A 26,838-nucleotide genomic window follows, 5' to 3' on the forward strand; every position below is an offset into this window, starting at 1 on the left:
TCCCACCCCCGCACGCGACCTGGGTTCCATGAGCGTCCGGAGCTACCGTACGCCAGAGGGTCTCACGCGCAGAACCGCGCGGCCGGCTGCACGCCGGCCGGATCGGACGTGGACGTGATCGTGCTGAACGACTGCAACCCCGTGCCGGCGTCTGAGGCCGCGCGCGGGATCTTGCTGTCGGTTCAGGCCGCGATACCCTGGAATCCTGGCTGCAGCGGAACGCGACGCGGAGGACTGGGTCGCCTTCGCGCCCGACGTCCGCCGCTGGAGGGAGGAGACAGCGTCCCAGCCGGCGAACCAAAGCTGACACCCCCGACGGCGGAGGCCGGTGCGGGGGCGAGCCGAGGGCCTCGTCCCGAGGCCTCGAGAGGAGCTGAGCCGAGCGTGTCCGACGTTCGCACCAAGATCCTTCTGGACGAGTCGCACCTGCCGACGCACTGGTACAACATCCTCGCCGACCTCCCCAACCCGCCGAAGCCGCCCCTGAACCCCCGGACGGGCGAGCCCGTGAGCCCGGACGACCTGGCAGCCATCTTCCCCATGGCGCTCATCGAGCAGGAGGTCAGCACCGAGCGCTGGATCCCCATCCCCGAACCCGTCCGCGACATCTACCGGCTCTGGCGGCCCACGCCTCTCTACCGGGCCCATCGGTTGGAGGCGGCCCTGGGCACACCCGCCCGCATCTACTACAAGTACGAAGGGGTCTCGCCGGCGGGGTCCCACAAGCCCAACACGGCTGTGGCGCAGGCCTTCTACAACAAGCAGGCGGGCATCCGGCGCCTCGCCACCGAAACGGGCGCCGGCCAGTGGGGCAGCGCCCTGAGCCTGGCCTGCAACCTCTTCGGCCTCGAGTGCACCGTCTACATGGTGAAGGTGAGCTACCACCAGAAACCGTACCGGCGCTCCATGATGGAAACCTGGGGAGCCACCGTCCATGCGAGCCCCAGCGACCGGACCCAGGCGGGCCGAGCGGTGTTGAAGGCCGACCCCGAGTCGCCCGGAAGCCTGGGCATCGCCATCAGCGAGGCGGTGGAGGACGCGGCCACCCACGACGATACCAACTACGCCCTGGGGAGCGTCCTCAACCACGTGCTTCTGCACCAGACGGTCATCGGCCTCGAGGCGAAGGAGCAGCTGGCATCGGTGGGCGAGAAGGCCGACGTGGTCATCGCCCCCTGCGGCGGGGGAAGCAATCTGGGGGGCATCGCCTTCCCCTTCCTGGCCGACCGCTTCCAGGGCGAGGAGGTGCAGGTACTGGCGGTGGAGCCCTCGGCCTGCCCCACCCTCACCCGCGGCCAGTACGCGTACGACTACGGCGACGTGGCCGGCCTCACGCCACTCCTGCCCATGTACACCCTGGGCCGGAGCTTCGTCCCGCCGGGGATCCACGCCGGAGGTCTGCGCTACCATGGGGACTCGGCGCTGGTGAGCCAGCTGTACCACGAGGGCCACATCCAGGCTCGGGCCTACCCCCAGGGTCCGGTCTTCGAGGCCGCGATCCTTTTCGCCCGGCATGAGGGGATCGTGCCGGCCCCGGAATCGGCCCACGCCGTGCGGGCGGCCGTGGACGAGGCGCTGGCGTGCAAAGAGCGGGGCGAGGCCCGGACTCTGCTGCTCAACCTCTCCGGGCACGGCCACTTCGACATGGGCGCCTACGACGCCTACCTGGCCGGACGCCTGGAGGACCTCGAGTACCCCCAGGAGGCCATCGACCGGGCCCTGGAGGACCTCCCGCAGGCTCCGGCGATCTGAGACCTGCGGCAAGCCCAGAGAGGTCACCGCCTCGGGGCGTCCGTCCGGCCCAACCCCTCCCGGGAGGGATCGGACCCCAGATGACGTATGGCTACTAGAAATCGCCGGCGATCGCCGGCACCCAGAGGTGAGCGACGTGGCCGGCAAGACCCTGTTCGAGAAGGTATGGGAGGAGCACGTGGTGGTCGAGGAGCCCGGCCGTCCCGATCTCCTCTACATCGACCTCCACCTCGTTCACGAGGTCACCTCGCCCCAGGCCTTCGAAGGCCTCCGACTGGCGGGGCGCCGGGTGCGCCGGCCGGACCTCACCTTCGCCACCATGGACCACAACGTTCCCACCACCCCCCGGGTGCCCGGAGAGGCCCTCACCTCCGACCCGATCGCCGCGCGCCAGATGGAGACGCTGGCAGCGAACTGCCGGGAGTTCGGCATCACCCTGTGGGACGTCTTTAGCGGAGAGCAGGGTATCGTGCACGTCATCGGACCCCAGCTTGGGCTCACCCAGCCTGGGAAGACCATCGTCTGCGGCGACAGCCATACCGCAACCCACGGGGCGTTCGGCGCCCTCGCCTTCGGCATCGGCACCACCGAGGTGGAGCACGTCTTGGCCACCCAGACCCTTCCCCAGGCGAAACCCAGGACCATGGAGATCTGGGTCGACGGGCAGCTTCCGCCGGGGGTCGCGGCCAAGGACGTGATCCTGGGCATCATCGGCCGGATCGGTACCGACGGGGCAACGGGGCACGTCATCGAGTACCGGGGTCCGGTGATCCGCTCCCTGACCATGGAGGAGCGGATGACCATCTGCAACATGTCCATCGAAGCCGGGGCCCGGGCGGGAATGATTGCGCCCGACGCGGAGACGTTCGCTTACCTGGAGGGCCGCCTCTACGCCCCCAAGGGCGCCGCCTTCGAGCGGGCGGTCAGCGCCTGGGAGAAGCTGCCGACCGACGCCGACGCGCGCTTCGACCGCAGGGTGGTGATCGACGTGGCCACCCTGGCGCCCCAGGTCACCTGGGGAACCAGCCCGGGCATGGTCACCGACGTGACGGGCCGGGTGCCCGACCCGGACCAGTTGCCTGCGCCCGACGCCCGCCGGGCGGCCGAGCGAGCCCTGGAGTACATGGGCCTCGAGCCGGGTACCCCCATCCAGGAGATCCGCCTCGACCGGGTCTTCATCGGGTCGTGCACCAATTCCCGCCTGGAAGACCTGCGGTCGGCCGCCCGGGTGGTGCGGGGGCGGAAGGTGGCGCCAGGCGTGCGGGCGATGGTGGTGCCCGGCTCCCAGTGGGTGAAGCACCAGGCCGAGCAGGAGGGCTTGGATCGGATCTTCAAGGAAGCCGGCTTCGAATGGCGCGAGTCAGGGTGCAGCATGTGCCTCGGCATGAACCCGGACATCCTGCAGCCGGGGGAACGGTGCGCCTCCACCTCCAACCGGAACTTCGAGGGCCGGCAAGGCCGGGGGGGGCGTACGCACCTGGTGAGCCCGGTGATGGCCGCCGCGGCCGCGATCCACGGCCACTTCGTGGACGTCCGCGAGATCGACGCGGCCGTCTCGGCCTGAAGGAGGAGGACGATGGAACCCTTTCGCGTCCACACGGGACTCGTGGTGCCGCTGGATCGGATCAACGTCGACACCGACCAGATCGTTCCCAAGCAATTCCTCAAGCGCATCGAGCGGACCGGCTTCGCCCAGTACCTCTTCTACGACTGGCGGTTCGACGAGGAGGGTCGACCGCGTCCCGACTTCGTGCTGAACCTCCCCCGCTACCAGGGGGCCAGCGTCCTGGTGGCCGGGGCCAACTTCGGCTGCGGGTCCTCCCGGGAGCACGCGCCGTGGGCGCTGAAAGAGTACGGGTTCCGGGCGATCATCGCCCCCTCCTTCGCCGACATCTTCTACTCCAACTGCCTCAACAACGGCCTCCTGCCCGTCCGGCTCGAGGCCGAAGCAGTGAGCGAGATCATGCGGCGAGCCACGGGCGCGGGAGGCTACCGGGTGACGGTGGACCTGGAACGGTGCCAGGTACGGGACGAGCAGGGTCTCGCCCTCACCTTCCAGGTGGACGACTTCCGGCGGCGAATGCTCCTGGAGGGCCTGGACGCGATCGACCTCACCCTCCGGCACGAGGCCCCGATCCAGGCCTACGAGGCCGCCCACCCCGGCTGGTGAGACGCCCGGAGGGCCTCGGTGACGCACGCCAGGCGCCCCATGGGCGCGAGAGCAGGAGGCGAGGAATGTGGCGATCCCCACGGGGAGTAAGTACCAGACCGAGGAGCTGGAGCTGATTCGCCGGGTCGATCCGGAGGTGGCGGAAGCCATCGCCGCCGAGGTGCGACGCCAGCAGCAGACCTTGGAGCTGATCGCCTCTGAGAACTTCGCGAGCCGGGCCGTCATGGCCGCCCAGGGCTTGGTGATGACCAACAAGTACGCGGAAGGCTACCCGGCGCGCCGCTACTACGGCGGCTGCCAGTTCGTGGACGTGCCTGAGCGGTTGGCCATCCAGCGGGCGAAGGAGCTCTTCGGTGCCGAACACGCCAACGTTCAGCCCCACTCGGGGGCCCAGGCCAACCAGGCCGTCTACTTCGCCGCCCTGGAGCCGGGCGACACCATCATGGGCATGGCGCTCCCCCATGGCGGACACCTGACCCACGGGAGCCCCGTGAACCTCTCGGGGCGCTGGTTCCGGGTGGTGCCGTACCACGTTTCCCGGGAAACGGAAGAGCTGGACTACGACGAGGTGCGCGCCCTGGCCCTGGAGAACCGGCCCAAGCTGATCGTGGCCGGGGCCAGCGCCTACCCGCGGATCATTGATTTCGAGCGCCTGGCCTCCATCGCCCGGGAGGTGGGCGCCCGGCTGATGGTGGACATGGCCCACATTGCCGGGTTGGTGGCCGCCGGCGTCCATCCCAGCCCCGTGCCCCACGCGGAGTACGTCACCACCACCACCCACAAGACCCTGCGCGGCCCTCGCGGCGGGTTGATCCTCACCACCGCCGAACGGGCCGCGGAGCTGGACAAGGCCGTCTTCCCCGGCGTCCAGGGCGGGCCGCTCATGCACGTCATCGCGGCCAAAGCCGTGGCGTTGAGAGAGGCCCTCACCCCCGAGTTCCGCGTCTACCAGGAGCAGATCGTCCGCAACGCCCGCGCCCTGGCCTCCGCGCTTCAGGACCGGGGCTGGCGGCTGGTCTCCGGGGGCACCGATACCCACCTGATGCTGGTGGACGTCAAGTCCCGGGGCGTCACGGGCAAGGAGGCCGAGGCCCGGCTGGAAGCGGTGGGCATCACCGTCAACAAGAACACCATCCCCTTCGACACGGAGAAGCCCTTCGTCGCCAGCGGTATCCGGATCGGCACGCCCGCGGTCACGACCCGCGGCATGAAGGAGCCCGAGATGGAGCTTATCGCCGGCCTGATCGACACGGTTCTCTCGGGCTCGCCCGGCGAAGCCGCCCTGCAGGAGGTGGCCGCTCAGGTCCGGGAGCTCACCGCCGCCTTCCCTCTCTACCCGGGACTTCCGTGAGCGGGAGACACCTTCGCCGGGACCTCACGACGCGAGGGGTCCCGGCCACCCAGGATCCGGTATTCCAGAGCTGTTCCTGAGAGCGGGACAACCGACCCACGACGTTCGACCCTATTTGAGAGAGAGACGCGTGGATACGTGGATACACGACCCTCGCGTGTTGTCCCCGTTTGTGATCAATGGTACGATCGAATAGGGCACGCGGTGGGTTCTGGAGTCGCCTGGCGCGTGTCCTGCGCGTGTGAGGGAGAGGGGGAACTCCATGAACCCAACGTTGCCCGTCACCAACGAAGAGGGCTTCTATGAGATTCGCTTCGAATCGATCGGGGGGCTCGGAGCCAACCTGGCCGGCAAGATGCTGGCCGAGGCCGCGGTCCTGCACATGGGCTTCAACGGCGCCAACTTCTCCTCCTATGGTTCGGAGAAGAAGGGCACGCCCGTCAAGACCTTCGTGCGCCTGGGCCCGCCCGAGCAGCAGCTCCGCACCAGCGCGCCCGTCGAACGGCCTCATCTGCTGGCCATCTTCCACGAAGCCCTGATCCGCTCCGCCGACCCGGCCGGGGGCATCTACCCCGACAGCGTGGTCATCGTCAACACGCCGCGCCGTGTCGCCGAGCTGGCTCAAGACCTGAAGATGACCAGCGGCACCGTGGGCGTGCTGGACGCCCTGCAGATCTCGGTGGAGGAGAAGAGCCGTATCAACACCGTAATGCTGGGCGCGCTCGCCCGGGCCTCGGGCTTCCTGGATCCCGAAGCGGTCCGCGCCGTGATTCGGGAAACCTTCGAGCGCAAGTACCCGCACCTGGTGCAGCGGAACCTGAAGAGCTTCGACCGGGGCTACGAGGAGCTGGTCCTGCGGGATCTGGGCGACGCCCCCGTCGGCGCCGAGGGCAAGCCCTTCAAGCGCCCGGGACCGCTCTGGGGCTACCAGAACGCCCCCATCGGAGGCGTCATCGCCGACCCGGCCAACACGGTGCTGAAGGACATGAGTGCTTCGCGTCAGGGCTTCGTGCCTGTCTTCGACCGGGAGCTCTGCATCGACTGCGGCCAGTGCGACTTCGTCTGCCCGGACCTCTGCTTCGTCTGGGAGCAGGGCCTCGACAAGAAGGGCCGCCCCGCCCAGAGGCTGGTGGGCATCGACTACCAGTACTGCAAGGGCTGCCTCAAGTGCGTGGAGGCCTGCCCCGTTCCCGGCGCCCTCAGCGAGACCCGGGAGACGTCCGAGCTGGTCACGAGCCGCCGGGTGCCGCATCCCTTCGTCCACGTGGAAAGGGTGAATGCCTGATGGCCATTCCCAAGGAGGCGCTGCACGAGGCCGGGCGACCCGAGCAGAAGCTGGACTTCCGCAGCGGCAACGAGATGGCGGCCATCGCCGCCCGCCAGATCAACTTCCACGTGATGGGCTACTACCCCATCACCCCGTCCACCGAGGTCGCCGAGTACCTGGACGAGATGAAGGCGGACGGCGAGCACGAGGTGGTGATGATCCCAGGCGACGGCGAGCACGGTGCCGCGGGCATCTGCTACGGCGCCACCACCGCCGGCGGCCGGGTGGTGAACGCCACCAGCGCCAACGGGCTCATGTACAGCCTGGAGCAGCTCCCGGTGCAGTCGGGGACACGACTCCCCATGGTCCTCAACCTGGTGACCCGCTCCATCAGCGGCCCGCTCAACATCCACGGGGACCACTCGGACCTCTACTTCGCCATCCACACGGGTTGGATCGTGCTGCTGGCGCGGGATCCCCAGGCCGTGTACGACATGAACGTGCTGGCCGTGAAGATCGGCGAGCACCCCAGGGTCCGGCTGCCGGTGATCGTGGCCTACGACGGCTTCTTCACCAGCCACCAGAAGCGGCGGGTGCAGTACTTCGCGCACCCCGAGGAAGTCCGCGACTTCCTGGGCCGCCGGGAGCAGGAGTTCACCTCCATCGACCCCCGCAACCCGGTCACCATCGGGCCCTACATGAACGAGCCCGACTTCATCAACAACAAGTACCAGCTCAAGCTCGCCTTCGACGCCGCCCGCGAGGTGATCCCCGAGATCTTCGCGGAGTGGGAGCGGCTCTCGGGCCGGAGCTACCCGGTTCTCGACGCCTACCGGATGGACGACGCGGAGGTGGCTCTCTTCCTGGTCAACTCCGCCGCCGAGACCGCCAAGGACGTGGCCGACCGCCTGCGGGAGCAGGGTATCCGGGCGGGCGTGGTGAGCCCCAACGTGCTTCGGCCCTTCCCGGCCGCGGAGATCCGCAAGGCCCTGCGCGGCGTGAAGGCCGTGGTGGTGGCCGAGAGGGCCGACACCTCCTTCGGTGAGGACGGCTCCCAGCTCACCCACGAGATCAAGTCCGCCCTCCGCGACGACCCGGAGAACCGCACCTTGGTGCTCTCCCGGGTCTACGGGCTGGGCGGCAAGGAGTTCTACCCCGAGGATGCCCGCACCCTCTTCGACGAGGCCGTCGAGGCTGCCCGGAACGGGCGGGTAGAGAAGCCCTTCGAGTACCTGGGCGTCACCCCCGGCGACCCGGCCAAGCAGCCCGTGCGGGTCGTGGAGCCCCTGAAGAAGGAAGAGGTCAACCTGGGCCTGGTGGAGGTGGAGAAGGACCCGGAGACCGGCCGGCTCGAGGTGAAGGTGGCCCGGCCGCGGGAGCTGACCGCCCGCCCGAAGCGGCTGGTACCGGGCCACGGCGCCTGCCCCGGCTGCGGCATCTTCTCCGCGGTGGACACCTTCTTGAAGGGCATCGAAGGCGACGTGGTGGTGCTCTACCAGACGGGCTGCGGCATGGTGGTCACCACGGGGTACCCCTACAGCAGCCACCGGGTCACCTACATCCACAACCTCTTCCAGAACGGCGCCGCCACCCTCTCAGGGGTGGTGGAGATGTTCCATGAGCGGCAGCGCCGGGGTGAGATCCCCTCCGACGAGGAACTCACCTTCGTGATGATCACCGGCGACGGCGGCATGGACATCGGCATGGGTCCGGCCATCGGCACGGCGCTGCGGAACCACCGGCTGATCATCCTGGAGTACGACAACCAGGGCTACATGAACACGGGCGCCCAGCTCTCCTACTCCACGCCCTACGGGCACCGCACCAGCACCAGCCACGTGGGACCGGCCGAGGCGGGCAAGGCCTTCCACCACAAGGACACGGCCCAGATCATGGCCGCCACCCACATCCCTTACGTCTTCACCGGATCCGAGGCGTTCCCGCAGGACCTGGTGAAGAAGGCGGCCAAGGCCCAGTACTACGCCACCCGCGAGGGCATGGTCTACGGCAAGGTGCTCGTCACCTGCCCCCTCAACTGGCTGAGCGAGGAGCGCCTGGGCACCAAGATCCAGGAGGCGGCCGTGAACAGCTGCTTCTTCCCGCTCTACGAGGTGGAGCACGGGGTCACCACCCTCACCCACAACCCGGAGGACCGCGGGAAGAAGATCCCCGTCTCCGACTGGCTGAAGATGATGGGCAAGACCCGGCACCTCCTCAAGCCCGAGCACGCGGACATGGTGGCGGAGATCCAGCGGGAGGTCGACTTCCGCTGGGAACAGCTGAAGGCGAAGCACGCGAGCCCTGTGCTCTGACAGGGCCACCACACGAAACACGACGAGGCGGGCCAGGTCTCCCCGGCCCGCCTCAATGCGTTCTGCCCCTCCGGCCCGCCCCGCCCCCCTGCGGCGCGTGGCCCGGGAGCGTGCTGCGGGGCCCGTCACGGTTCAGCGGCGGCGACCGGGGACGTCCTGGGCGCCGACGCCCAAAGGAGCACCACGCCCACCAGGGTCTGGAGGGCAGCGCCCGTGAAGAGAAAGCCTTCGCCGAAGCGGTCCATGAGGGCTCCCAGGGCCGGAGGTGTGAGGATCGCGCCCAGGGTGGTGAAGAGGTAGTAGAGTCCGGTGAAGGCGCCGGTCTGGACGTTTCGACCCAGGGCGGCCACCGACGGGTACGCGTTCACCACGATGAAGGCCCAAAGGATCCCCACCCCGCCCAGAGCCGCCAGCAGGGCCGGGCCTGGGCCGAGAAGCGGTGCCACCGCCAGCACCAGCACCAGGAGACCTCCGGCACCGGCCATGGTGCGGTGCCGTCCGAGCCGGGCGCCCACCAGGCCGCCGGGGATGGCCAAGAGGATCAGCATGGCCGCTGCGGCCAGAAGCGCCTGCGAAGCAGCACCCGAGGACATCCCCAGCTGCACGGTGGCGTAGGTACTGAAGAGCTGGTTGAGGGCGTTCCAGGAACCCCAGATCAGCAGCAACCCGAAAAGAAGGGCCAGGGGCCGCCGGTCGGAGGAGCGGATCAGCCGACGTGCGGTGGCCAGGACTCCGGCCGGCTCCTCCTCCGACCGGCGTTCCTGCCATCCCAGGGGCGTACGGGCCTCGCGGAGGAAACGGAGCAGGATCCATGGGATCACGAGAAGGACACCGCCCATGATCGCAAAGGCGATGCGGTCCTGCTGGGGCAGGAAGAGCGCGCCCACGCCGAAGGCGACGGCGCCGCCGAGCCCGCCCATGAGGTTGATCACCCCGTTGGCAGGGCTGCGCAGCGGCTCGGGCGTCACGTCCGGCATGAGGGCCACGGTGGGCGATCGGTGGATGCCCATGAAGAAATCGAAGAGGACGATGAAGGCGATGAGGAGAGGCAGGCTGGTGTGGTAGGGAAGAAAGAGGTAAGCGAGGCCCGCCAGCGGCATGCCCACCAGCACGTAGGGGAGCCGCGGGCCCAGCCGGGTTCGGGTGCGATCGCTCAGAGCGCCGACGTACGGCTCGAGGAAGAGGGCGGCGATCTCGTCCAGGATCATGAAGGTGCCCACCAGGGTGTTGACCTGCCCCGGGAAGGCCGGCTCCAGGAACCCACGGAGGTAGAGCGGTACCTGTACGTTGAACAGGGCCCACGCGCCCGTGATGGCGAAGAACCCGAGGCCCAGCAAGAACGTCCTGCCCCAGCGCAGCGACACGACGGTGCCTCCTTCGATCGGGGTACTCCCCATGGGGGTTCGAGGCGCTGCCAGATGCTTCCTCCGTCGAAGAGACCGCAAGCGACGGACGGAGCGAGCCCGGCGGCGTGGATCGGCTACACGCGGACCGGCGAGTTCTTGACACGCTCCGAAAAGGTGTGCTATCCTGATCCTAACCTGGACGGGCAGGGAACTCCATCTCCCCGTCCCGCGGTGGGTTCGGCGGATGCGCGTAGGCTTGCTGGCCTTCCTTGTGTCAGTGACCATCTTCACGCCGAATCCGCACCGCCATGACGCATCGGGCCTGACTGGCGAGCAGGCGCCGGCTGGGTTCGGTGGCAAGCGAGGCCGTGGCGAAAGCCACGGCCTCGGCTCCTCTTCGACGGGCGCATCGCCCGTAGTCCTCCTCGCGTCGTCTCCCGCACGTGCGGACCAACCCTTCCCTCGCGCGAATGCCTCGACACGTCACCCGGGTCGCCGCGAACCGCCGCTCGCTGGGCAAACTCTTCGCGGCGAGGGGGATCGGCGTGCTCGTTCTGCAGGTGGTGGGCCAGGCAGCTGGCGGCGTGCTCCGACACCTACGCCAGCTGGTGGACGGGCTGGAGGACCACCGCTTCATCGTGGCCGGGCCAGCGGCCGTGGTGCAGAGCTTCGAGAGGCTGCCGAACGTGTTGGGGGTCTGGCCTCTCCCGACGGGCGGGGGCCTCAACCCCGTGGGGGATTGGAGGGCCCGGCAAAGGTTGCGTCTGGCGCTCGACGCCTCAGGCGCCCCAGGCATCGATCTGGTCCACGTCCATGGATGGCGGGCCGGCGCGGCGGCGGTGGACGAGGTTTGCAGGCACGCCCCGGTGGTCTGGACGGTGCACACCCAACCCCCGGAGGGCGCTGTCGCCCGGTGGCGGATAGGCCGGGTGCTGGGCCGGCTGGGCCCGGCACCCGTGCAGATGATCGCCGTCTCGCGTAGCCTGGCGGCTGAGGTGGAGCGGGCCTGGCCCAAGGGCGGCGCCCGGGTGTGGGCGGTGCGGAACGGCCTCTCTCCCCAGGACCTGGAGGCCCTGGCGAAGCTGACCCGCTCGGGTCGCGAGCGGGTTCGGCAACACTGGGCACGGAGGGGCCTGGGCGCCCCTGCCGCTGCCCGGGCGCCGGAGCGATCCTGGAACCCCCGAGCGGACCTTCCGGCTCCGGCCGTCGAGCTCCCCTTCCCTGTGCCCGTGCTCGGGTTCATGGGCCGTATCTGGGGTCCCAAGGGTATCTTCGACGCGGTAGAGACGCTGGCTGCCCTGGTCCGCGCAGGGTGGCCTGCAGTGCTGGAGGTGGCCGGCGAGGGCCCCGATGAGGCGGCCGCCCGTCGCCTGGCGCGCCAGCAGGGTGTCGGAGAGCGAGTGGCCTTCCTGGGGTGGCGACAGCCCTCGGAGTTCCTCTCCAGGATCGACCTGCTCCTGCACCCGTCCCGATCGGAGGGCGGGGTCCCCTACACGGTGATGGAGGCCATGGCCGCTGGGGTTCCTGTGGTCGCCTCCAGGCTGCCTCCCCTTGACGAGGTCGTGGCGGAATGGGACGAGCGATCCGGCCGGAGCGCTGCCTTGGGGGCGCCGGGCGGGGAGTTCCGCGCCACGGAGACGGGGCTCCTTTCACTCGCCCGGCCGGGCGACCCCGCCGACCTGGCCCGAGCCACCGCGGCCTGCCTCAACGATCCGGAGGCGACCGCCCGCCGGGCCCAGGCGGCGAGACGGTACGTCCGTCTCCACCTGGGGAGCGAAGCCACCCTGGATCTTACGGACCGCATCTACCGTGTGGCGCTGGCTGGCCCTGGCGCGGAAAGCGAAGCACCTACCGGCTTTCTCAAGCCGGACCCGGGGCTTGCTGGTTCGGGGGCACGGGGGTATAATCTCAGGCAAACGCAGAACGTGCGCGAGGATGGGGACCAGTACCCTTCCTGAAGGCCCGTCCAGAGAGCCGGCGGTCGCTGCGAGCCGGCCGGGCCGGATGGGGAATCCACCCCGGAGCGGGCGGTCACCCGGACGGTGTTGCTTCGCTTCCGTGCCGCCGGGAAAGCCAACCGGTTGGGTCCGATAAAGCCCGCACGAGCCAAGCTCCAGGCCGCGCCCGGCCGGAGCGACAGGGTGGCACCGCGGTTCGAGACCGCCCCTGAGGGGCGGCCTTTTTGTTTGGTGCCGAGCGGTTGAGACGCCCCGCCGGCGAGCCTGTTTCGGGAAGACGCGGACGCAAGGAGGACATGGTGATGGTGGATCTCAAGTGGGTCCGGGAGCACCCGGAGGAGACGCGCGCTGCGCTGGCCCGGCGAGGGGGCGACCTGCCGGCCGTCGACGATCTGCTCCAGGCCGATGGCGAGCGCCGCCGGCTGCTCGCCGAGGTGGAGGAGAAGAAGGCCTACCGCAACCGGGTCTCCCAGGAGATCGGCCGGGCCCGGCAGGCGGGGGAGGACGTCGAGGCGCGCATGCAGTCCATGCGCGAGGTGGGCGAGGCCATCCGCGTCCTGGACGAGCAGGTGAAGACGGCCGACAGCCGGATCCAGGAACTCCTCCTCCAGATCCCCAACCTGCCCAACCCCGACATCCCCACGGGTCCCGACGAGACCGCCAACGAGGAAGTGCGGCGCTGGGGCGAGCCCCGTCGTTTCGCCTTCGAACCTCTGGCCCACTGGGACCTGGGTCCGAGCCTGGGCGTCCTGGATTTCGAGCGGGCCGCCAAGATCGCGGGCGCCCGCTTTCCCTTGATGCGGGGGGCGGGGGCTCAACTCGAGCGGGCACTGATCAGCTTCATGCTGGACCTCCACACCCGGGAGCACGGCTACACCGAGGTGCTGCCCCCCTTCCTGGTGAACCGGGAGGCCATGGTGGGCACCGGACAGCTCCCCAAGTTCGCCGAGGACGTCTTCCACTGCGAAGGGACCGACTACTACCTGATCCCCACCGCCGAGGTGCCCGTGACCAACCTGCACCGGGAGGAGATCCTGGCGCCCGACGAGCTGCCCATCTACTACGCGGCCTATTCGGCCTGCTTCCGGGCCGAGGCGGGCTCGGCCGGACGCGACACCCGGGGCCTCATCCGCAACCACCAGTTCGACAAGGTGGAGCTGGTGAAGCTGGTGCGCCCCGAAACCAGCTACGACGAGCTGGAGAAGCTGGTGCGGGACGCGGAGGACGTGCTCCAGCGCCTGGGGCTCCCCTACCGGGTGGTCTGCCTCTCGTCGGGCGACCTGGGCTTCTCGGCGGCCAAGACCTACGACCTGGAGGTCTGGATGCCGAGCTACGGTCGCTACGTGGAGATATCCTCCTGCAGCAACTTCGAGGCCTTCCAGGCCCGGCGTGCCCAGATCCGCTTCCGCCCCGAGCCCAAGGCGAAGCCCGACTACGTCCACACGCTGAACGGCTCGGGCCTGGCGGTGGGCCGGACCCTGGCCGCCCTCCTGGAGACCTTCCAGGAGGCCGACGGCTCCGTGCGGATCCCCGAAGTGCTGCGGCCGTACATGGGTGGAGTCGACGTGATCAGTGCCGGCCGGCTCTGACGACGAGCGCTGCTTGATGTTTCCAGCCAGGACTGAAGCGACCGGATTCCACGACAGGGGGTTGGAGGATGGCAGGAGAAACCGTCTTGCTTCGCGTCGACGCCGAGGTGGCGACGATCACGCTCAACCGTCCGGAGGTCTTGAACGCCCTCGATCTGACCGTGGCGGAGGCGCTCGCTGAGGTCTTGGAGTCGTGTGAGGGCGACCTGGGGGTCCGGGCGGTGATCCTCACCGGAGCGGACCGGGGCTTCTGCGCCGGAGGCGACATGCGGGCCGCTTGGCAGCACGTCCAGGCTGGAGGGGATCCCCGCGCCTTCTTCCGCGAGCTGACGGTTCCGCTCCACAGGGCAATCACCTCCATACGACGGATGGAGAAGCCTGTCGTCGCGGCGGTCAACGGTGCCGCGGGGGGCGCGGGGATGAGCCTGGCGGCCGCCTGCGACCTGCGGGTCGCGGCGGAGGGCGCGAAGTTCAGGCAGGCGTACACCTCCATCGGTCTGGTCCCCGACGGCGGCTGGACCGCCACGGTTCCCCATCTGGTGGGCGCCGCCCGGGCAGCCGAGCTCCTCCTCCTGGATCCCGTCCTCGACGCCCGGCAGGCCCTCGCCTGGGGCCTGGTGCACGAGGTCGTCCCTGACGCCGACCTTCCCGCGCGGGTACGCGATCTCGCCGCGCGGCTGGCGCAGGGACCCACCTCCGCGTACGGGGGGGCGAAGGCTCTCGTGAACGCGGCCCTCCTTCCCACGCTGAAGGACCAGATGGAAAGGGAGCGCTGGCGCATCATCGAACAGGGGGCGGGCAGCGACTTCGCCGCAGGCCTGTCGGCCTTCATCGAGAAAAGAGAGCCCCGCTTCCGGGTAGGCAGGAGGTAGGCGAGGAGCCTGGGCACGGGCCCGACCGGTCGCACCCAGGAGCGGGCTCAGGCCGAGAGAATACGGGCCGGCACCAGCCCGTACCCAGCTGCGCTTCGCTGAGTGCCTGTCCGCACGCCGGCGAAACCCCGCCTACTCCTTCCGCGAGCATCCGCGGGTCGTCGGAGGTGCGATGGAGGAGCGGGCGTCGCAGCATCTCGCGACGTGGGGATGGGCGTGCCCCGGCAGCAGAGGCGGGCCGAATTGACAGGTCCTAAGACCCGTGCTACGCTGGATGGCGCCAGCGGCCCCGGTCGGGGCACGCTGGCCGCGCGGAGGGGTGACGGAGCGGCCGAACGTGGCGGTCTTGAAAACCGCTGGGCCGCAAGGCCCCGTGGGTTCGAATCCCACCCCCTCCGCCACTTGCTGTTCCCTCCCAACGGCCCACCTACCCGGCGGTCCTGCTGGCGTTGATGCTAGGGTGCGCCCGTCCGGCAAGCGGTCACCGTCTTCGCCGGGCTCCTGGTGATCGGGGGCGTGCTGGCCGAGGTAGGCATGCGACGGCCGGTCGGCATGGGGTGATCCAGCGCCGGACCGTCAGCCGGCAGGGCCTGGTCAAGGAAACGAAGGTCGTCATTTCCGGCCTCTCCAGGCCTTGGAGGGCCTTGCCCACGACGCCCCACCCGAGCCGCGACTCACCCCGGAAGCCCGTTCCGGGCGATGACCTCCCGGTACCAGAGCGCGCTCTTCTTGGGGATGCGCCGCTGGGTGGCGTAGTCCACGTAAACCAGGCCGAAGCGCCGGCTGTAACCCAGGGCCCACTCGAAGTTGTCCATGAACGACCAGGCGAAGTATCCGGCCAGGGGGACCCCTTCCTCGATGGCCTGCCTGGCCTCGCGCAGGTGGCCCTCCAGGTAAGCGATGCGCTCGGGGTCATGGACGCGCAGACCCTCCGCATCCTCCACGAGCCGGTCCGGGTAGGCCGCCCCGTTCTCCGTAATGATGAGCGGAAGCGGGTTGTTCCACGGGGAACGATGTTTCTCGAAACGATCCGAAGCACCCCCGCTCACCCCCGGCTCCCCGGCGTGTGCGGAGGGGGATCGGGAGAGGCCTGCCTGGGCTGCCTGCCTGGGCTGCAGGTACTCCGCGTGGACCCACCGGAGCACCTGCCGCAGCCCTTGGGGGTGGACCTCCCATCCCATCTCGGTGGCCGGGCCCTGAGGGGGGAGGACGCGCGTGCCCGTGAGAGGGTCATTGGGGTCGAGGGCCACCACGTGGCGGGTGTAGTAGTTGATGCCCAGGAAGTCGCCCGGTTGGGCGATCAGGTCCATGTCGTCCGGCTCCACGGCAGGCTGCGCACCCCGATCGCGGTACCAGGCCAGGGCACCGGCCGGATACGAGCCGCGGAAGAGGGGGTCCAGGAACCAGCGCCCGTCCAGCGTCCGAACGCGCTCCATCGCTTCCAGGTCCTCCGCGGCGCCGGAGGCAGGGGCGTACGCGTGGAGGTTGAGGGTGATCCCGATGCGGCCCGTCATGCCCATCTGGCGGAACGCCTGCACGGCCAGCCCGTGCGAGAGAAGGAGGTGGTGGCTCACCCGGACCGCGGTGGGGAGGTCGTGCAGGCCGGGGGCGTGCTCGCCGCGGGCGTGTCCGAGGAAGGCGGCCACCCAGGGCTCGTTCTGGGTGATCCAGAGCTTCACCCGGTCCCCCAGGCGCTCGAAGACGTGGGAGACGTACTCCTGGAACCGCCAGGCCGTGGCCCGATCGGCCCACCCGCCCTTCTCCTGGAGAGCCTGGGGGAGGTCCCAGTGATACAGCGTCGCCGTGGGCTCGATGCCCGCGGCCAAGAGCCCGTCCACAAGGCGGTCGTAGAAGGCGAGCCCCGCGGGGTTGGGACGCCCTGACCCCGCGGGGAAGACACGGGGCCAGGCTATCGAGAAGCGGTAGGCAGGGATTCCCAACTCCCGCATGAGCGCCACGTCCTCGGGCCAGCGGCGGTAATGGTCGCAGGCGGGCTCGCCGCTCTCGCCGTTCCAGACATGGCCGTCCGCGGCAAACCGGTCCCAGATGGATTCACCCCTCCCGTCCGCCCGAGTGGAACCCTCCACCTGGTACGACGCGGTGGCCGTCCCCCACAGGAAACCCTCAGGGAAGCTCTGGACGCTCATGGTCTACCTCCCAGGCTCAAGGGTCGATCCTCCCCAGGCATGGCGTGAGGCGCGGCCGGGGTCCCTTCAGGACCCCGACCGCCGCCCGTCCGTGCTCAGCGCTCCTCGGCCAGTGCCCGATTCACCTGGTCAGCAGCCGCATCCAGGTAGGACTGGACGCCCGTCTGGTCCAAGGTACCGTCCACGTAGGCGGTGAGGACGTTGCGGAACTCCCCCATGACGGCGTTCTCGATGCTGCCCCAGGTAGCCAGGGGCGGGTAGGCAGTGGCGTAGGAGAGCGTCGTCTTGAAGACGTGCCACACGCCTTGCTCGTAGTAGGGGTCGTCGTATGCGGCCAGCGCGGCCGGCAGCATGTGGCTCAGGTTCTTGGTGTAGTCCACCAGGTTGTCATCGCGGAGGAGGAACTGGATCCACTTCTTGGCCGCTTCCTGGTTGGGACTCTGCCGGAGGATCACCAGGTTGCTCCCACCCGAGAAGGCTGCCCGCCCCGTCGGACCAGCGGGCGGCTCCACGATCCCGTAGTTCAGGGTAGGGTTCTCCACCTCGATGTTGGCGATGTTCCAGGGCCCCATGAACGCCATGGCCACGTTGCCGTTGATGAAGGCCGCGTCCGCCTGCGGCTGGTTGTACTCGGCGGTCGCGCGGGAGGCGAGTCCCAGCCGCACCAGGTTCACGTAGTACTCCATGGCGCTCACGCCGGCGGGGCCGTTGAAGACCGCCCGCCGGGCCTGCGCGTCCACCAGGTCGCCCCCGTTGGCCCAGAGGATGATGGCCCAGTTGTGGATGAGGTCCCAGGCGTTGGTCCCAGCGATGGCGATGGCGCTTCCCTCGCCGTGGGTAGCCACGAGCCGCTTGCCGACCTCCACCAGTTCATCGTAGGTCTGGGGCGGTTCCACCCCGGCGGCAGCGAACATGTCCTTGTTGTAGAAGAGCGCCCGAGTCTCGGCGAACCACGGAACACCGTAGTAGTTGCCCTTGTAGGTCGTCGACTCCAGGTTGGCAGCCATGAAGGCCTCGGGTCCGCCGAACTCGTTGATGTCGATCCGGCTCACGCCGCCCGTGGCCGCAAACTGAGGGTTCCACGTGGTCCCGGCCTGGAAAACGTCCACGCCCTCCCCGGTGATGAGGGCGGTCGAAATGCGCGTCCAGGCTGCGTCCCATCCGACGACCTCATAGTTCACGCGAATGCCGGTTTCCTGGTAGAACTCCTCCGTCTTCGCGTCGAGCCACGGGACGTGCGTTTCATCCGGAGCGTTGGGCATGGCCCAGAAGGTGATCTCCTGGGCAGCCACGACGGGAGTCAGGGCGACGGCGAAAGCAGCCAAGAACAGGAGCCCCAGCCGGCCGCGCAACGGACGATGGCCTCTCTGCACGACAGATACCCTCCTTTACTTGAAGAACCATGGTTTCCTTCCCCTGCTCGCGGTCGCCAGCCGCACGACGGCATCTTTCACCCACTTTCGGCGCGGCACGGGAGGGAGGGGTCAGCCCTTCGTCGCTCCCGCCACCAGGCCTTCGACGATGTAGCGCTGCATGAGCGTGAAGAGCACGACCACCGGGATGGTGACCAGGACCGATGCGGCCATCATGCCGGTCCACCTGGCTTCCTGGGCGGTGATGTACTCCAGCAGCCCGATGGCCACGGTGCGGGTGTTGCGTCCGGTGAGGACCGAGGCGAAGAGTACCTCGTTCCAGCCCATGATGAACGCGTAGATGCCCACCGCGGCCAGACCAGGACGCGCCAGGGGGAAGATCACCGAGAAGAGCGTCCGCAACCTGCTCGCCCCATCGATCTGGGCCTGTTCGTCGAGCTCCTTCGGAATGGTGTCGAGGAAGGTCCGGAGCATGACAATGGAGAAGGGCAGGGCGAAGGAGGTGTACGTCAGGATCATCCCGGGGTACGTGTCGCGGAGTTGGACGCCGAAGCTCCGGTTGATCCAGGTGAAGAGGATGAAGTAAGGGATCAAGAAGAGGATGCCCGGCAGCATCTGCGTGGACAGTACCGAGACGACGTACACGTGGCGCCCGGGAAAGGCGAAGCGGCTCAGCGCGTAGGCCGCCAGGAACGCCAGCGCCGTTGCGATCAGCATGGTACCACCGCTGATCATCAGGCTGTGCTCGAAGTAGTCCAGCATGCGCACGGTCCGGTTGACGTTCTGGTAGTTCTCCAGGGTGAAGGTCCTCGGGATCCAGGTTGGCTCCAGGCCTGGGCGGGTCACATCGGCGCCCTGGAGCTCCACCGAGGTCTTGAAGGAGCCCGACACCATCCAGCCGTACGGCAGCAGGACAACCAGCAGCACCAAAGCGATGGCGGCGTAGAAGAGCCCCGCCCCGACGAACCGCCGGAGGCGCCTCCTTCGGCGCCCTGTGGTCTTCCGCTGCCTCGTCTGCTCGCTCACGCTTTCCACCTCACCTGTCTGCCGGGGCGCTCTCGCTTCGGAGGACACGCAGGTACAGGACGGTGAAGAGGAGCATCACGGCCATCAAGGCCAGGGACATGGCCGAGCCCACGCCGAAGGCGAAGGTGGTGAAGCTCTCGCGCTGGATGAGGGTCGAGGGGACGTCTGCCGCCAGCCCCGGGTCCTTCCCGAGCATGACGAAGAACTGGTTGAACGCGTTGTAGTTCCAGAGGACCGACATCAGGATCAAGGTGCGGCTGACGGGTGCCAGAAGCGGCAGGATAACGTAGCGGAAGCGCTGCCAGGGGCTTGCGCCGTCGATGTGGGCCGCCTCGTGCAGCTCGGCCGGGATGCTCTGAAGACCCGCCATCAGGATCAGGGCAGCGAAGGGCCAGCCCTTCCAGATGGCGGCCACCATCACGGCATAGAGAGACTTGCTTCCCACCAGCCAGATGGTGGGCTCCTCGATGATCCCCAGCGCGAGCAGCCACTTGTTCACCAGACCGATCCGGGCCTGGAAGATGAATCGCCAGACGCTGAACGCCACCGAGTCCGGCGTGATGTACGGGAGGAGCACGAGGCCACGCACCAGGCTCCTGCCCGGGAAGGGCCGGTTCAGCAGCAGTGCCGCCGCCATACCGATGACGTAGCCCACCAGGATCGTCACCGCGCCGAAATAGGTCACGTTCCACAGGGAGCGCCAGAAACGGGCACCCAGGCGGGTAGCGGGATCGAAGCCCTCCACGAAGTTCCGGAAGCCGACCCACGGGGCCTCCGTCCATTGGGCCACCGTGAAGAGGTTGACGTCCTTGAAACTGACGACGAACCCCGAGAGCATGGGGATGTAGTGGACGAGCAGCATGCCCAGGACGGCGGGGAGGATGAGCCCGTACGCCATCGCGTTGCGGCGGACGCGGCGACCGACCTCAGCCACCGGGCTGATCCCGAAAGGATCACGTTCCACCGGGATGCGTGCCGTTCGCTCCTTCATTCCACCCGTTCCCCCGCCTGACGTTCTCCCGCTCAGGCCGATCCTCGCTCCACCAGTTGGGTGTCCAGGAGGACCCGCTCGGTCTCGAGCTGCTCGCCCGCCGCCAGGCGGACGACCATGCGAAACGCGATCGCGCCCATCTCGGCGATGGGCTGGCGCACCGTGGTGAGCGGCGGCACTGCCGTGGCCGCCAGAGGAAGATCGTCGAAGCCCATGACGGCCACGTCTCCCGGCACCGAGAGCCCGTGCTCGTGTAGGGCGGTCACGGCACCCATCGCCATCAGGTCATTGGCGCAGAAGAGCGCCCGAGGGAGCTTCTCCCCTGAGATCAGCCGCTCCGCCACCAGCCGGTATCCGGTCGGCTGGGTGAAGTCGCCCTCCCACACGAGCTCGGGGCTCAGCTCGCGGCCGGCTTCCTGCAGTGCCAGTCGGGCTCCTCTGATCCGATCGACGGCGGACTGGATCGACGCCGGGCCCGTGATCAGGCCGATGCTCTCGTATCCCTTGGAGAGCAGGTACTGAACTGCCCGGTGGGCGCCGCGAAGGTTGTCCACTCCCACGTGGGGGTAGCGGCTCCCGGCGCTGCGGTGATCGACCACCACCATCGGAGGTCCACCCTCGGTCCGGGTGAGGGCATCTTCCTCACCGTGGCGAGGGGTGATCACCACCAGACCCGCGACCTGATTGGCCTGGAGGACCCGTTCGGCCACGTTCTGCTGGGATCGGCCCTCGGTCGTGTAGAGTACCAAGTCGTATCCGCGCGCGAAGGCTTCTTGCTCGACGCCCATGAGCACCGCACAGTAGAAAGGAGAGCTGACGTTAGGGACCAGCAGCGCGACCACACGAGACGTGCTGCGGTTTCCTCGAGGACGAGCGGCGACGTAGCCCACCCGCTGCATCGTCTCTTCCACCCGGCGACGCATGTCTGGGCTCACGTGGGGATGGCCGTTCAAGACCCGCGAGACGGTTGCAGGGCTCACGCCGGCCAGGGTGGCCACCTGCCGAAGACTAGCCATGAAACATGCCCTCCAGTCGTTTCAGGAACACATTCCACGTGTCTCTGGATGTTTCCTGCTCAAGTGTCTCCTTCGCTTGACGGCAGGCGCAAACTTGACCCTGAGGTTCACGATCGAAAGGTCACCTCGTCTGAAAGGATCATTTCCACCGATGACGAATCCAGATCATACTGTTGGAATTCCACGGGAGGTGGCAGCAATCAGGCGCGTTGGTACGGTTCTGGCTATAGCGTTCGCGCTCACTTTCGCAATCGCCCCGGACGCCGCTTCGGCTCAGGGCCAGGTAACCCGGATCTCCATTGCCACCGGCACCACGGGTGGCGTCTACTATCCCTTCGGGGGCGCCCTGGCCGAGATCTGGAACCGGGCGGTGCCCGGCGTGGAGGCGGTGGCGGAGGCCACGGGGGCCTCGGCCCAGAACCTGCGCCAGATCGCGGCGGGGCAGAGTCAGGTGGCCATCGCCCAGGGCGACGTGGTGTACAATGCCGCCCACGGCGAGGGCCAGTTCGAGGGACGACCTATCGAGACCCGCGCCCTCATGGTGATCTACCCGAACGTCTACCATTCGGTGAGCCTCAAGTCCATCGCGCAGCGGCTGGGGCTCACGCGGATCGCCGACGTCAAGGGTCATCGCTACTCGGTAGGGCCGCCGGGGAGCGGCAACGAGGTGACCACGAGCCAGATCTTCCAGGCCCTCGGCATGACCTACGACGACATCAAGGTGCAGCGGCTCTCGTACGCCGAGACGGCGCGGGCGCTCCGGGAGGGACGCCTTGACGCGGGCTCCTGGTTCGTGGGCTTGGGCAATGCCACCCTGCAGGAGTTGGACGCCACCAACCCGGTTGCGCTGCTTTCCATCGCAGCGGAGGACCAGGCGAAAGTCCTCGAGGCGTTTCCCTACTACACGGCCTTCACCATCCCGGGCGGTACCTACCCCTCGGTGAAGGAAGACGTGGAGACGATCGCTGTCTGGAACATCATCGTCGTCCCTGCCGACTTGCCCGACGACCTGGCGTACCAGCTCGCGAAGGCCGCGTACGAGAACGTGGACTACTTGGCCAAGGTCTACCCGCCCGGGGCACCCTACGTGACGCTCGAGAACCTGGCCAAGAGCCCCGTGCCCGTGCACCCCGGCGTGCTCCGGTATCTACAGGAGCAGGGCGTGGAGCTGTCCCGGTAGGCGATGCGGCCCCGCTCGGTCTGGGCGGCCTTGGCCCTCGCGGTCTGGGCCGCCCTCGCGCCCTCCTGGCCGGTGGCCAGGCCGGCTTTGGTGGTGCGGCATGAGGGCAGGCCCGTGCTGGTGCTGCCCGTGGAGCCGGGGGAGCGGGTGGGCCTCCGCTTCATCCACTCGGTGGACGGCCTGCCCGTGGAGGACTGGTACGAAGTGCGTCCCGATGGGCTGATGGAGGTGGAGAGCCGCCTCCTTTCGTTCGGGACGGGGATGGGTCAGATCCCGGGCCAAGGTCATGCCGTGGAAGACGGGCCCTGGCTGCGGGTGACCGGCCTGGAGCGTCCCATCGGTGTGCTCCGCCTGAGAGTGGGACCCTCGGAAGTGGATCACACCCTGCTCTATCGCGGAGGGGAGATCCCGCTCTCGGCCCGGTGGGCGGGTGAGGCGCTCACCCTGGAGGCCGGACGGGCGCCGCTCTGGGCGGCTCGTGGGTACGGTTGGGGGGATCGCCGATGAGCGCGGACCGTCGGAGCATGAACGAGCAGGAGCACCAGGCCGTCGACGCGTGGGTGCTCCGCAAGTGGGGCGCGGGGCCGGTTGCCCAGGCGGTGCGCCGGGCATACCTGGCGGTGGCCGTGGCGCTGGGCGTCTACGCCGTCCTCTCCGTGAGCGCCCTCAGCCTCGACTCCTACCTGCAGCGGGTCTGGTACCTGCTCTTCATCCTGGTGCTGGTCTTCCTGGTGGAGCCCGCCCGCGCCGGAGGGGCGGGCCGCCGACCTGCCGCTCTGGCCCTGGACATGCTCCTCCTGGCCGCCTCGGTGACCGTCAGCCTCTACATCGTGGTGGACTACGACGGCATCATCTGGCGGATGGGACTCCCCAGCTCCATGGATGTCGTCATGGGGACCGTCGCCCTCCTGGTCCTCCTGGAGGCGACCCGGCGGGCGGTGGGCTGGTCCATGGCGGTCATCGTCCTCCTCTTTCTCGCCTACGCCTACCTGGGCGGGTACGTGCCCGGCTTCTTCGGCCACATGGGCTACTCGCACGCCCGGATCATCAACCAGCTCTACCTCTTCCAGGAGGGCATCTACGGCGTGCCGCTGGGGGTGGCTTCCACCTACGTCTTCCTCTTCGTCCTCTTCGGCGGGTTCCTGGAGAAGACGGGCGCGGGGGCCTTCTTCATCGACCTGGCCTATTCCCTCACCGGGCGGGCCCGGGGCGGGCCGGCGAAGGCGGCGGTGGTCTCCAGCGCGCTCATGGGGAGCATCTCGGGCAGTGCCATCGCCAACGTAGTGACCACCGGTGCCTTCACCATCCCCATGATGAAGCGGGTGGGCTACGAGCCCCACGAGGCCGCCGGGGTGGAGGCGGCGGCCAGTACGGGCGGCCAGGTGCTCCCGCCCGTGATGGGCGCGGGAGCCTTCCTCATGGCTGAGTTCACGGGGATCCCCTACCTGGAGATCGTCAAGGTCTCCATCATTCCGGCGCTCATGTACTTCGCCGTGGTCTTCCTCTTCGTGGACATCGTCGCCCGCCGGAAGGGCATCCGGGGATTGGCCGCGGAGGAGATCCCTCGGCTCCGGGCGACCTTGGCCGAAGGGTTCCACTACCTGATCCCCATGGTCGCGCTGGTGTACATGCTCTTCCGCATGTATACGGCCCTCCAGGCAGGCACCTACGCCCTGGCCCTGCTGGTGGTGGTGGCCATGCTGCGGGCCGCTAGCCGGCTCAGCCTTCGCGATGTGCTGGATGCGTTCCGCTCGGCGGCCAAGAGCGCCCTCATGGTGTCGGTGGCCACCGCCGCCGCCGGCATCATCGTGGGCGTGGTGGGGCTCACGGGCCTGGGGCTCAAGTTCAGCGGTCTCATGCTCTCCTTCTCGGGCAACAACCTGCTCCTGGCCTTGATCCTCATCGCGCTCGCCTCGCTGGTGCTGGGGATGGGACTGCCGGTGACGGCCTCGTACGTGGTGCTCATCGTCCTGGCGGGGCCGGCGCTTCAGGAGATGGGGCTCGGGCCCCTCACCGCCCACATGATCGTCTTCTGGCTGAGCCAGGACTCCAACGTGACGCCGCCGGTGGCCCTGGCCGCTTTCGCCGCGGCGGGCATCGCCGGAGCCAGCCCCATGCGCACCGGCATGGCTGGCTGGAAGTACGCCAAGGGCCTCTACCTCATCCCGCTCCTGATGGCCTACACACCGCTTCTCCTGAATGGACCGCCGCTCGCGGTGGTCCAGGCGGTGGTGAGCGGGCTCCTGGGGCTGGTGGCCTTCGCCGTCTTCCTGGAGGGATACCTGGTGCGACCGGTCACCCTCTTCGAGCGAGGGCTCCTGGCCGTGGCGACGGTGGGGCTCCTCACGCCGCAGAGGTGGCTGGACTTCGTGGGCATGGCGGTGATCGCCGGCTTCCTCGTCTCTCAACTCTGGTTCCGGCGACCGCCTGGGATCGAACAGGCTTCATCCGCTGCCGGTGACTGACCCGCTCGCGGGAACCGACTGGGAGGTGAAACCCCATGGTTCATACGGACGACGGTCTCTTCCCGGCACCGAACACCCCCGGTGCCGCGTGGTATCCGTCCGAGCGGGACTTGGCCCGCAGCCGCCTGCTGCGCTTCATACGCGCGCACGGCTTGGGAAGCCTGGGAGAGCTGCACCGGCGATCCGTGCAGGATCCTGAGTGGTTCTGGTCCGAGGTGCTGAAAGACCTGGACGTTCGTTTCCACCGGCCGCCCGAGCGGATGCTGGACCTGAGCCGCGGCCCGCAGTGGCCCCGCTGGTTCCCCGGAGGCGTCATGAACCTGGCCCACAACGCTCTCGACAAGTGGCTGGAGACGCCCAAGCAAGACGCCACAGCCTTCGTATGGGAGGGAGACGACGGCGAGGCGCGCCGCTATACGTACCGGGAGCTCCACCGGGAGGCCAATCGTCTGGCCGGCGGCCTCGAGCGGCTGGGTCTCCGGCCCAGGGATCGGGTGGGGCTCTTTCTCCCCATGATCCCCGAGACGGTGGTGGCCATGATGGCCCTGGCCAAGGCGGGGGCTATCCTCACACCCCTTTTTTCCGGGTTCGGGCCCGAGGCGGTCGCCTCACGCCTGGCCGACTGCGAGGCCCGCTTCCTGATCACCGCCGACGGCTTCTACCGGCGGGGCAAGGAGGTGTCGATGAAGGCCATCGCCGACCGGGCGGTGGAGCAGGTACCGAGCCTGGAGCGCATGGTGGTGGTCCGTCGCACGGGGAGCCCCGTCGCCTGGGACCGGCACCTGGACGTGGCCTGGGACGAGGTGCTGGCCATGGGCACCGAGACCTACGAGACCCGCCGCACCCGGGCCGATGAGCCCTTCATGATCATCTACACCTCGGGCACCACGGGCAAGCCTAAGGGCGCCGTCCACGTCCACAGCGGGTTCCCGCTCAAGGCCGCCCAGGACCTGGCTCACGCCTTCGATCTCCAGGAGGACGACCTCCTCTTCTGGGTCACCGACATGGGTTGGATGATGGGCCCCTGGATGGTCTACGGCGCCCTCTGGCTCGGGGCGAGCTTCCTGCTCTTCGAGGGGACCCCGGATCACCCACATCCTGGCCGCCTCTGGGAGCTGCTGGAGCGCCACCGGGTGACGTTGCTCGGGGTCTCGCCCACGGCCATCCGGGCGCTGATGGGGAAGGGCGAGGAGTGGGTGCGCCGGTACGACCGCTCGAGCCTGCGGGCCATCGGCTCCACGGGCGAGCCGTGGAACCCCGAGCCGTGGCAGTGGACGCTTCAGGTAGTGGGGGAGGGGCGTGCTCCCATCATCAACTACTCGGGCGGCACCGAGATCTCAGGCGGCATCCTGGGCTGCTACACCATCCTGCCCCTGAAGCCGTGCTCCTTCGGCGGGCCGTTGCCAGGCATGGCGGCGGACGTGGTGGACGAGGAAGGCCGCCCGGTGCGGGGCGGGGTGGGCGAGCTCGTGCTGCGGGCGCCCTGGCCGGGCCAGACCTCTGGCTTCTGGCAGGCCCCCGAGCGCTACGTGGAGACCTACTGGAGCCGACTGCCCGGCCTCTGGGTGCACGGGGACTGGGCGCGGCTCGATTCCGAAGGCTTCTGGTACCTGGAGGGCCGCTCCGACGACACCCTCAAGGTGGCGGGCAAGCGGGTGGGGCCGGCCGAGGTGGAGTCGGCGCTGGTCTCCCACCCGGCGGTGCGGGAAGCGGCGGTGATAGGCGCGCCCGACCCCGTCAAGGGCACGGCCATCGTCGCCTTCGTGATCCTGAACGATGCGAGCGCGGCCACACCGTCTCTGGCGGCCGAACTGGCCCAGCACGCGGCCGGTCTCCTGGGCAAGAGCCTGAAGCCGCAAGAGGTCCACTTCGTCCCCGAGATCCCCAAGACCCGGAACGGCAAGCTGATGCGGCGGGTACTCCGGGCCCACTACGTGGGCGAGGAGCCCGGTGACCTGTCGGCCCTGGAGAACCCGGACGTCCTCCAGGCGATCCCCCGGGCTTTGGGGCGGGGGGCGTGAAC

19 protein-coding genes and 1 tRNA gene are annotated in these 26,838 nt (G+C 68.8%); 14 read left to right on the forward strand and 6 right to left on the reverse strand.

Features of this window, described 5'->3' with window-relative positions:
- The first annotated feature begins 384 nt into the window (after positions 1 to 384).
- The 6 genes from LIP_RS00060 to LIP_RS00085 all read left to right on the forward strand — a co-directional run bounded on the left by LIP_RS00060 (position 385) and on the right by LIP_RS00085 (position 8,852).
- Positions 385 to 1,752, forward strand: a complete 1,368-nt coding sequence (locus tag LIP_RS00060) for a TrpB-like pyridoxal phosphate-dependent enzyme (protein ID WP_068132675.1) — start codon at positions 385 to 387, stop codon at positions 1,750 to 1,752.
- Between the two features lie 136 nt (positions 1,753 to 1,888).
- Positions 1,889 to 3,316: a 3-isopropylmalate dehydratase large subunit gene (gene leuC / locus LIP_RS00065; RefSeq protein WP_068132678.1), complete on the forward strand. Its 1,428-nt coding sequence runs from the start codon at positions 1,889 to 1,891 to the stop codon at positions 3,314 to 3,316.
- Positions 3,317 to 3,328: 12 nt separating this feature from the next.
- Positions 3,329 to 3,922, forward strand: a complete 594-nt coding sequence (leuD, locus tag LIP_RS00070; RefSeq protein WP_068132681.1) for a 3-isopropylmalate dehydratase small subunit — start codon at positions 3,329 to 3,331, stop codon at positions 3,920 to 3,922.
- 67 nt (positions 3,923 to 3,989) lie between these two features.
- Positions 3,990 to 5,273, forward strand: a complete 1,284-nt coding sequence (locus LIP_RS00075) for a serine hydroxymethyltransferase (RefSeq protein WP_331456622.1) — start codon at positions 3,990 to 3,992, stop codon at positions 5,271 to 5,273.
- Between the two features lie 262 nt (positions 5,274 to 5,535).
- On the forward strand, positions 5,536 to 6,558 hold the full coding sequence (locus LIP_RS00080) for a 2-oxoacid:acceptor oxidoreductase family protein (RefSeq protein WP_068132683.1): 1,023 nt from the start codon (positions 5,536 to 5,538) through the stop codon (positions 6,556 to 6,558).
- Positions 6,558 to 8,852, forward strand: coding sequence for a thiamine pyrophosphate-dependent enzyme (locus tag LIP_RS00085; RefSeq protein WP_068132685.1), 2,295 nt, complete (start codon positions 6,558 to 6,560; stop codon positions 8,850 to 8,852). The genes LIP_RS00080 and LIP_RS00085 overlap by 1 nt, the downstream gene beginning before the upstream one ends.
- A gap of 125 nt (positions 8,853 to 8,977) precedes the next feature.
- On the opposite strand, the gene LIP_RS00090 is transcribed toward LIP_RS00085, so the two are convergent.
- The gene (locus LIP_RS00090) at positions 8,978 to 10,216 is read right to left on the reverse strand and encodes an MFS transporter (protein ID WP_068132688.1); all 1,239 of its coding nucleotides are present in this window, start codon (positions 10,214 to 10,216) and stop codon (positions 8,978 to 8,980) included.
- 527 nt (positions 10,217 to 10,743) lie between these two features.
- On the opposite strand from LIP_RS00090, the gene LIP_RS00095 reads away from it, so the two are divergent.
- The 4 genes from LIP_RS00095 (at position 10,744) to LIP_RS00110 (ending at position 15,018) form a co-directional block, all read left to right on the forward strand.
- Entirely contained in the window at positions 10,744 to 12,156 is a 1,413-nt protein-coding gene (locus tag LIP_RS00095) for a glycosyltransferase family 4 protein (protein ID WP_068132690.1), read from the forward strand.
- 302 nt (positions 12,157 to 12,458) lie between these two features.
- Complete coding sequence (serS, locus tag LIP_RS00100; RefSeq protein ID WP_068141228.1) at positions 12,459 to 13,745, forward strand: serine--tRNA ligase; 1,287 nt, start codon at positions 12,459 to 12,461, stop codon at positions 13,743 to 13,745.
- A 68-nt stretch (positions 13,746 to 13,813) separates the two neighbouring features.
- Entirely contained in the window at positions 13,814 to 14,617 is an 804-nt protein-coding gene (locus tag LIP_RS00105; RefSeq protein ID WP_082725633.1) for an enoyl-CoA hydratase-related protein, read from the forward strand.
- Positions 14,618 to 14,930: 313 nt separating this feature from the next.
- Positions 14,931 to 15,018, forward strand: a tRNA-Ser gene (locus tag LIP_RS00110).
- 273 nt (positions 15,019 to 15,291) lie between these two features.
- Here LIP_RS00110 and LIP_RS19185 read toward each other — a convergent pair.
- From LIP_RS19185 to LIP_RS00135, 5 genes are all read right to left on the reverse strand, one after another.
- A complete protein-coding gene (locus LIP_RS19185; protein ID WP_068132694.1) occupies positions 15,292 to 16,764 on the reverse strand; it encodes a glycoside hydrolase family 1 protein in 1,473 nt (490 codons plus the stop codon).
- 95 nt (positions 16,765 to 16,859) lie between these two features.
- Entirely contained in the window at positions 16,860 to 18,137 is a 1,278-nt protein-coding gene (locus LIP_RS00120) for an extracellular solute-binding protein (RefSeq protein ID WP_198409608.1), read from the reverse strand.
- Positions 18,138 to 18,248: 111 nt separating this feature from the next.
- Positions 18,249 to 19,163: a carbohydrate ABC transporter permease gene (locus tag LIP_RS00125; protein ID WP_198409609.1), complete on the reverse strand. Its 915-nt coding sequence runs from the start codon at positions 19,161 to 19,163 to the stop codon at positions 18,249 to 18,251.
- Between the two features lie 10 nt (positions 19,164 to 19,173).
- Entirely contained in the window at positions 19,174 to 20,154 is a 981-nt protein-coding gene (locus LIP_RS00130) for a carbohydrate ABC transporter permease (protein WP_198409610.1), read from the reverse strand.
- A 32-nt stretch (positions 20,155 to 20,186) separates the two neighbouring features.
- Entirely contained in the window at positions 20,187 to 21,170 is a 984-nt protein-coding gene (locus LIP_RS00135) for a LacI family DNA-binding transcriptional regulator (RefSeq protein ID WP_068132699.1), read from the reverse strand.
- A 190-nt stretch (positions 21,171 to 21,360) separates the two neighbouring features.
- Between LIP_RS00135 and LIP_RS00140 the strand changes: the two genes are divergently transcribed.
- From LIP_RS00140 to LIP_RS00155, 4 genes are read left to right on the forward strand one after another with little or no spacing between them, the layout of a single operon-like run.
- The gene (locus LIP_RS00140; RefSeq protein ID WP_068132702.1) at positions 21,361 to 22,350 is read left to right on the forward strand and encodes a TAXI family TRAP transporter solute-binding subunit; all 990 of its coding nucleotides are present in this window, start codon (positions 21,361 to 21,363) and stop codon (positions 22,348 to 22,350) included.
- A gap of 3 nt (positions 22,351 to 22,353) precedes the next feature.
- Positions 22,354 to 22,857 carry a DUF1850 domain-containing protein gene (locus LIP_RS00145; protein ID WP_068132706.1) on the forward strand — a complete coding sequence of 168 codons (504 nt, stop codon included), beginning with the start codon at positions 22,354 to 22,356 and terminating at the stop codon, positions 22,855 to 22,857.
- Complete coding sequence (locus LIP_RS00150) at positions 22,854 to 24,815, forward strand: TRAP transporter permease (RefSeq protein WP_198409611.1); 1,962 nt, start codon at positions 22,854 to 22,856, stop codon at positions 24,813 to 24,815. The genes LIP_RS00145 and LIP_RS00150 overlap by 4 nt, the downstream gene beginning before the upstream one ends.
- A 35-nt stretch (positions 24,816 to 24,850) precedes the next feature.
- Positions 24,851 to 26,836 carry an AMP-binding protein gene (locus LIP_RS00155; protein WP_068132708.1) on the forward strand — a complete coding sequence of 662 codons (1,986 nt, stop codon included), beginning with the start codon at positions 24,851 to 24,853 and terminating at the stop codon, positions 26,834 to 26,836.
- The last annotated feature ends 2 nt before the right edge of the window (positions 26,837 to 26,838 follow it).

Source organism: Limnochorda pilosa, from assembly GCF_001544015.1.
Lineage (GTDB): Bacteria > Bacillota > Limnochordia > Limnochordales > Limnochordaceae > Limnochorda > Limnochorda pilosa.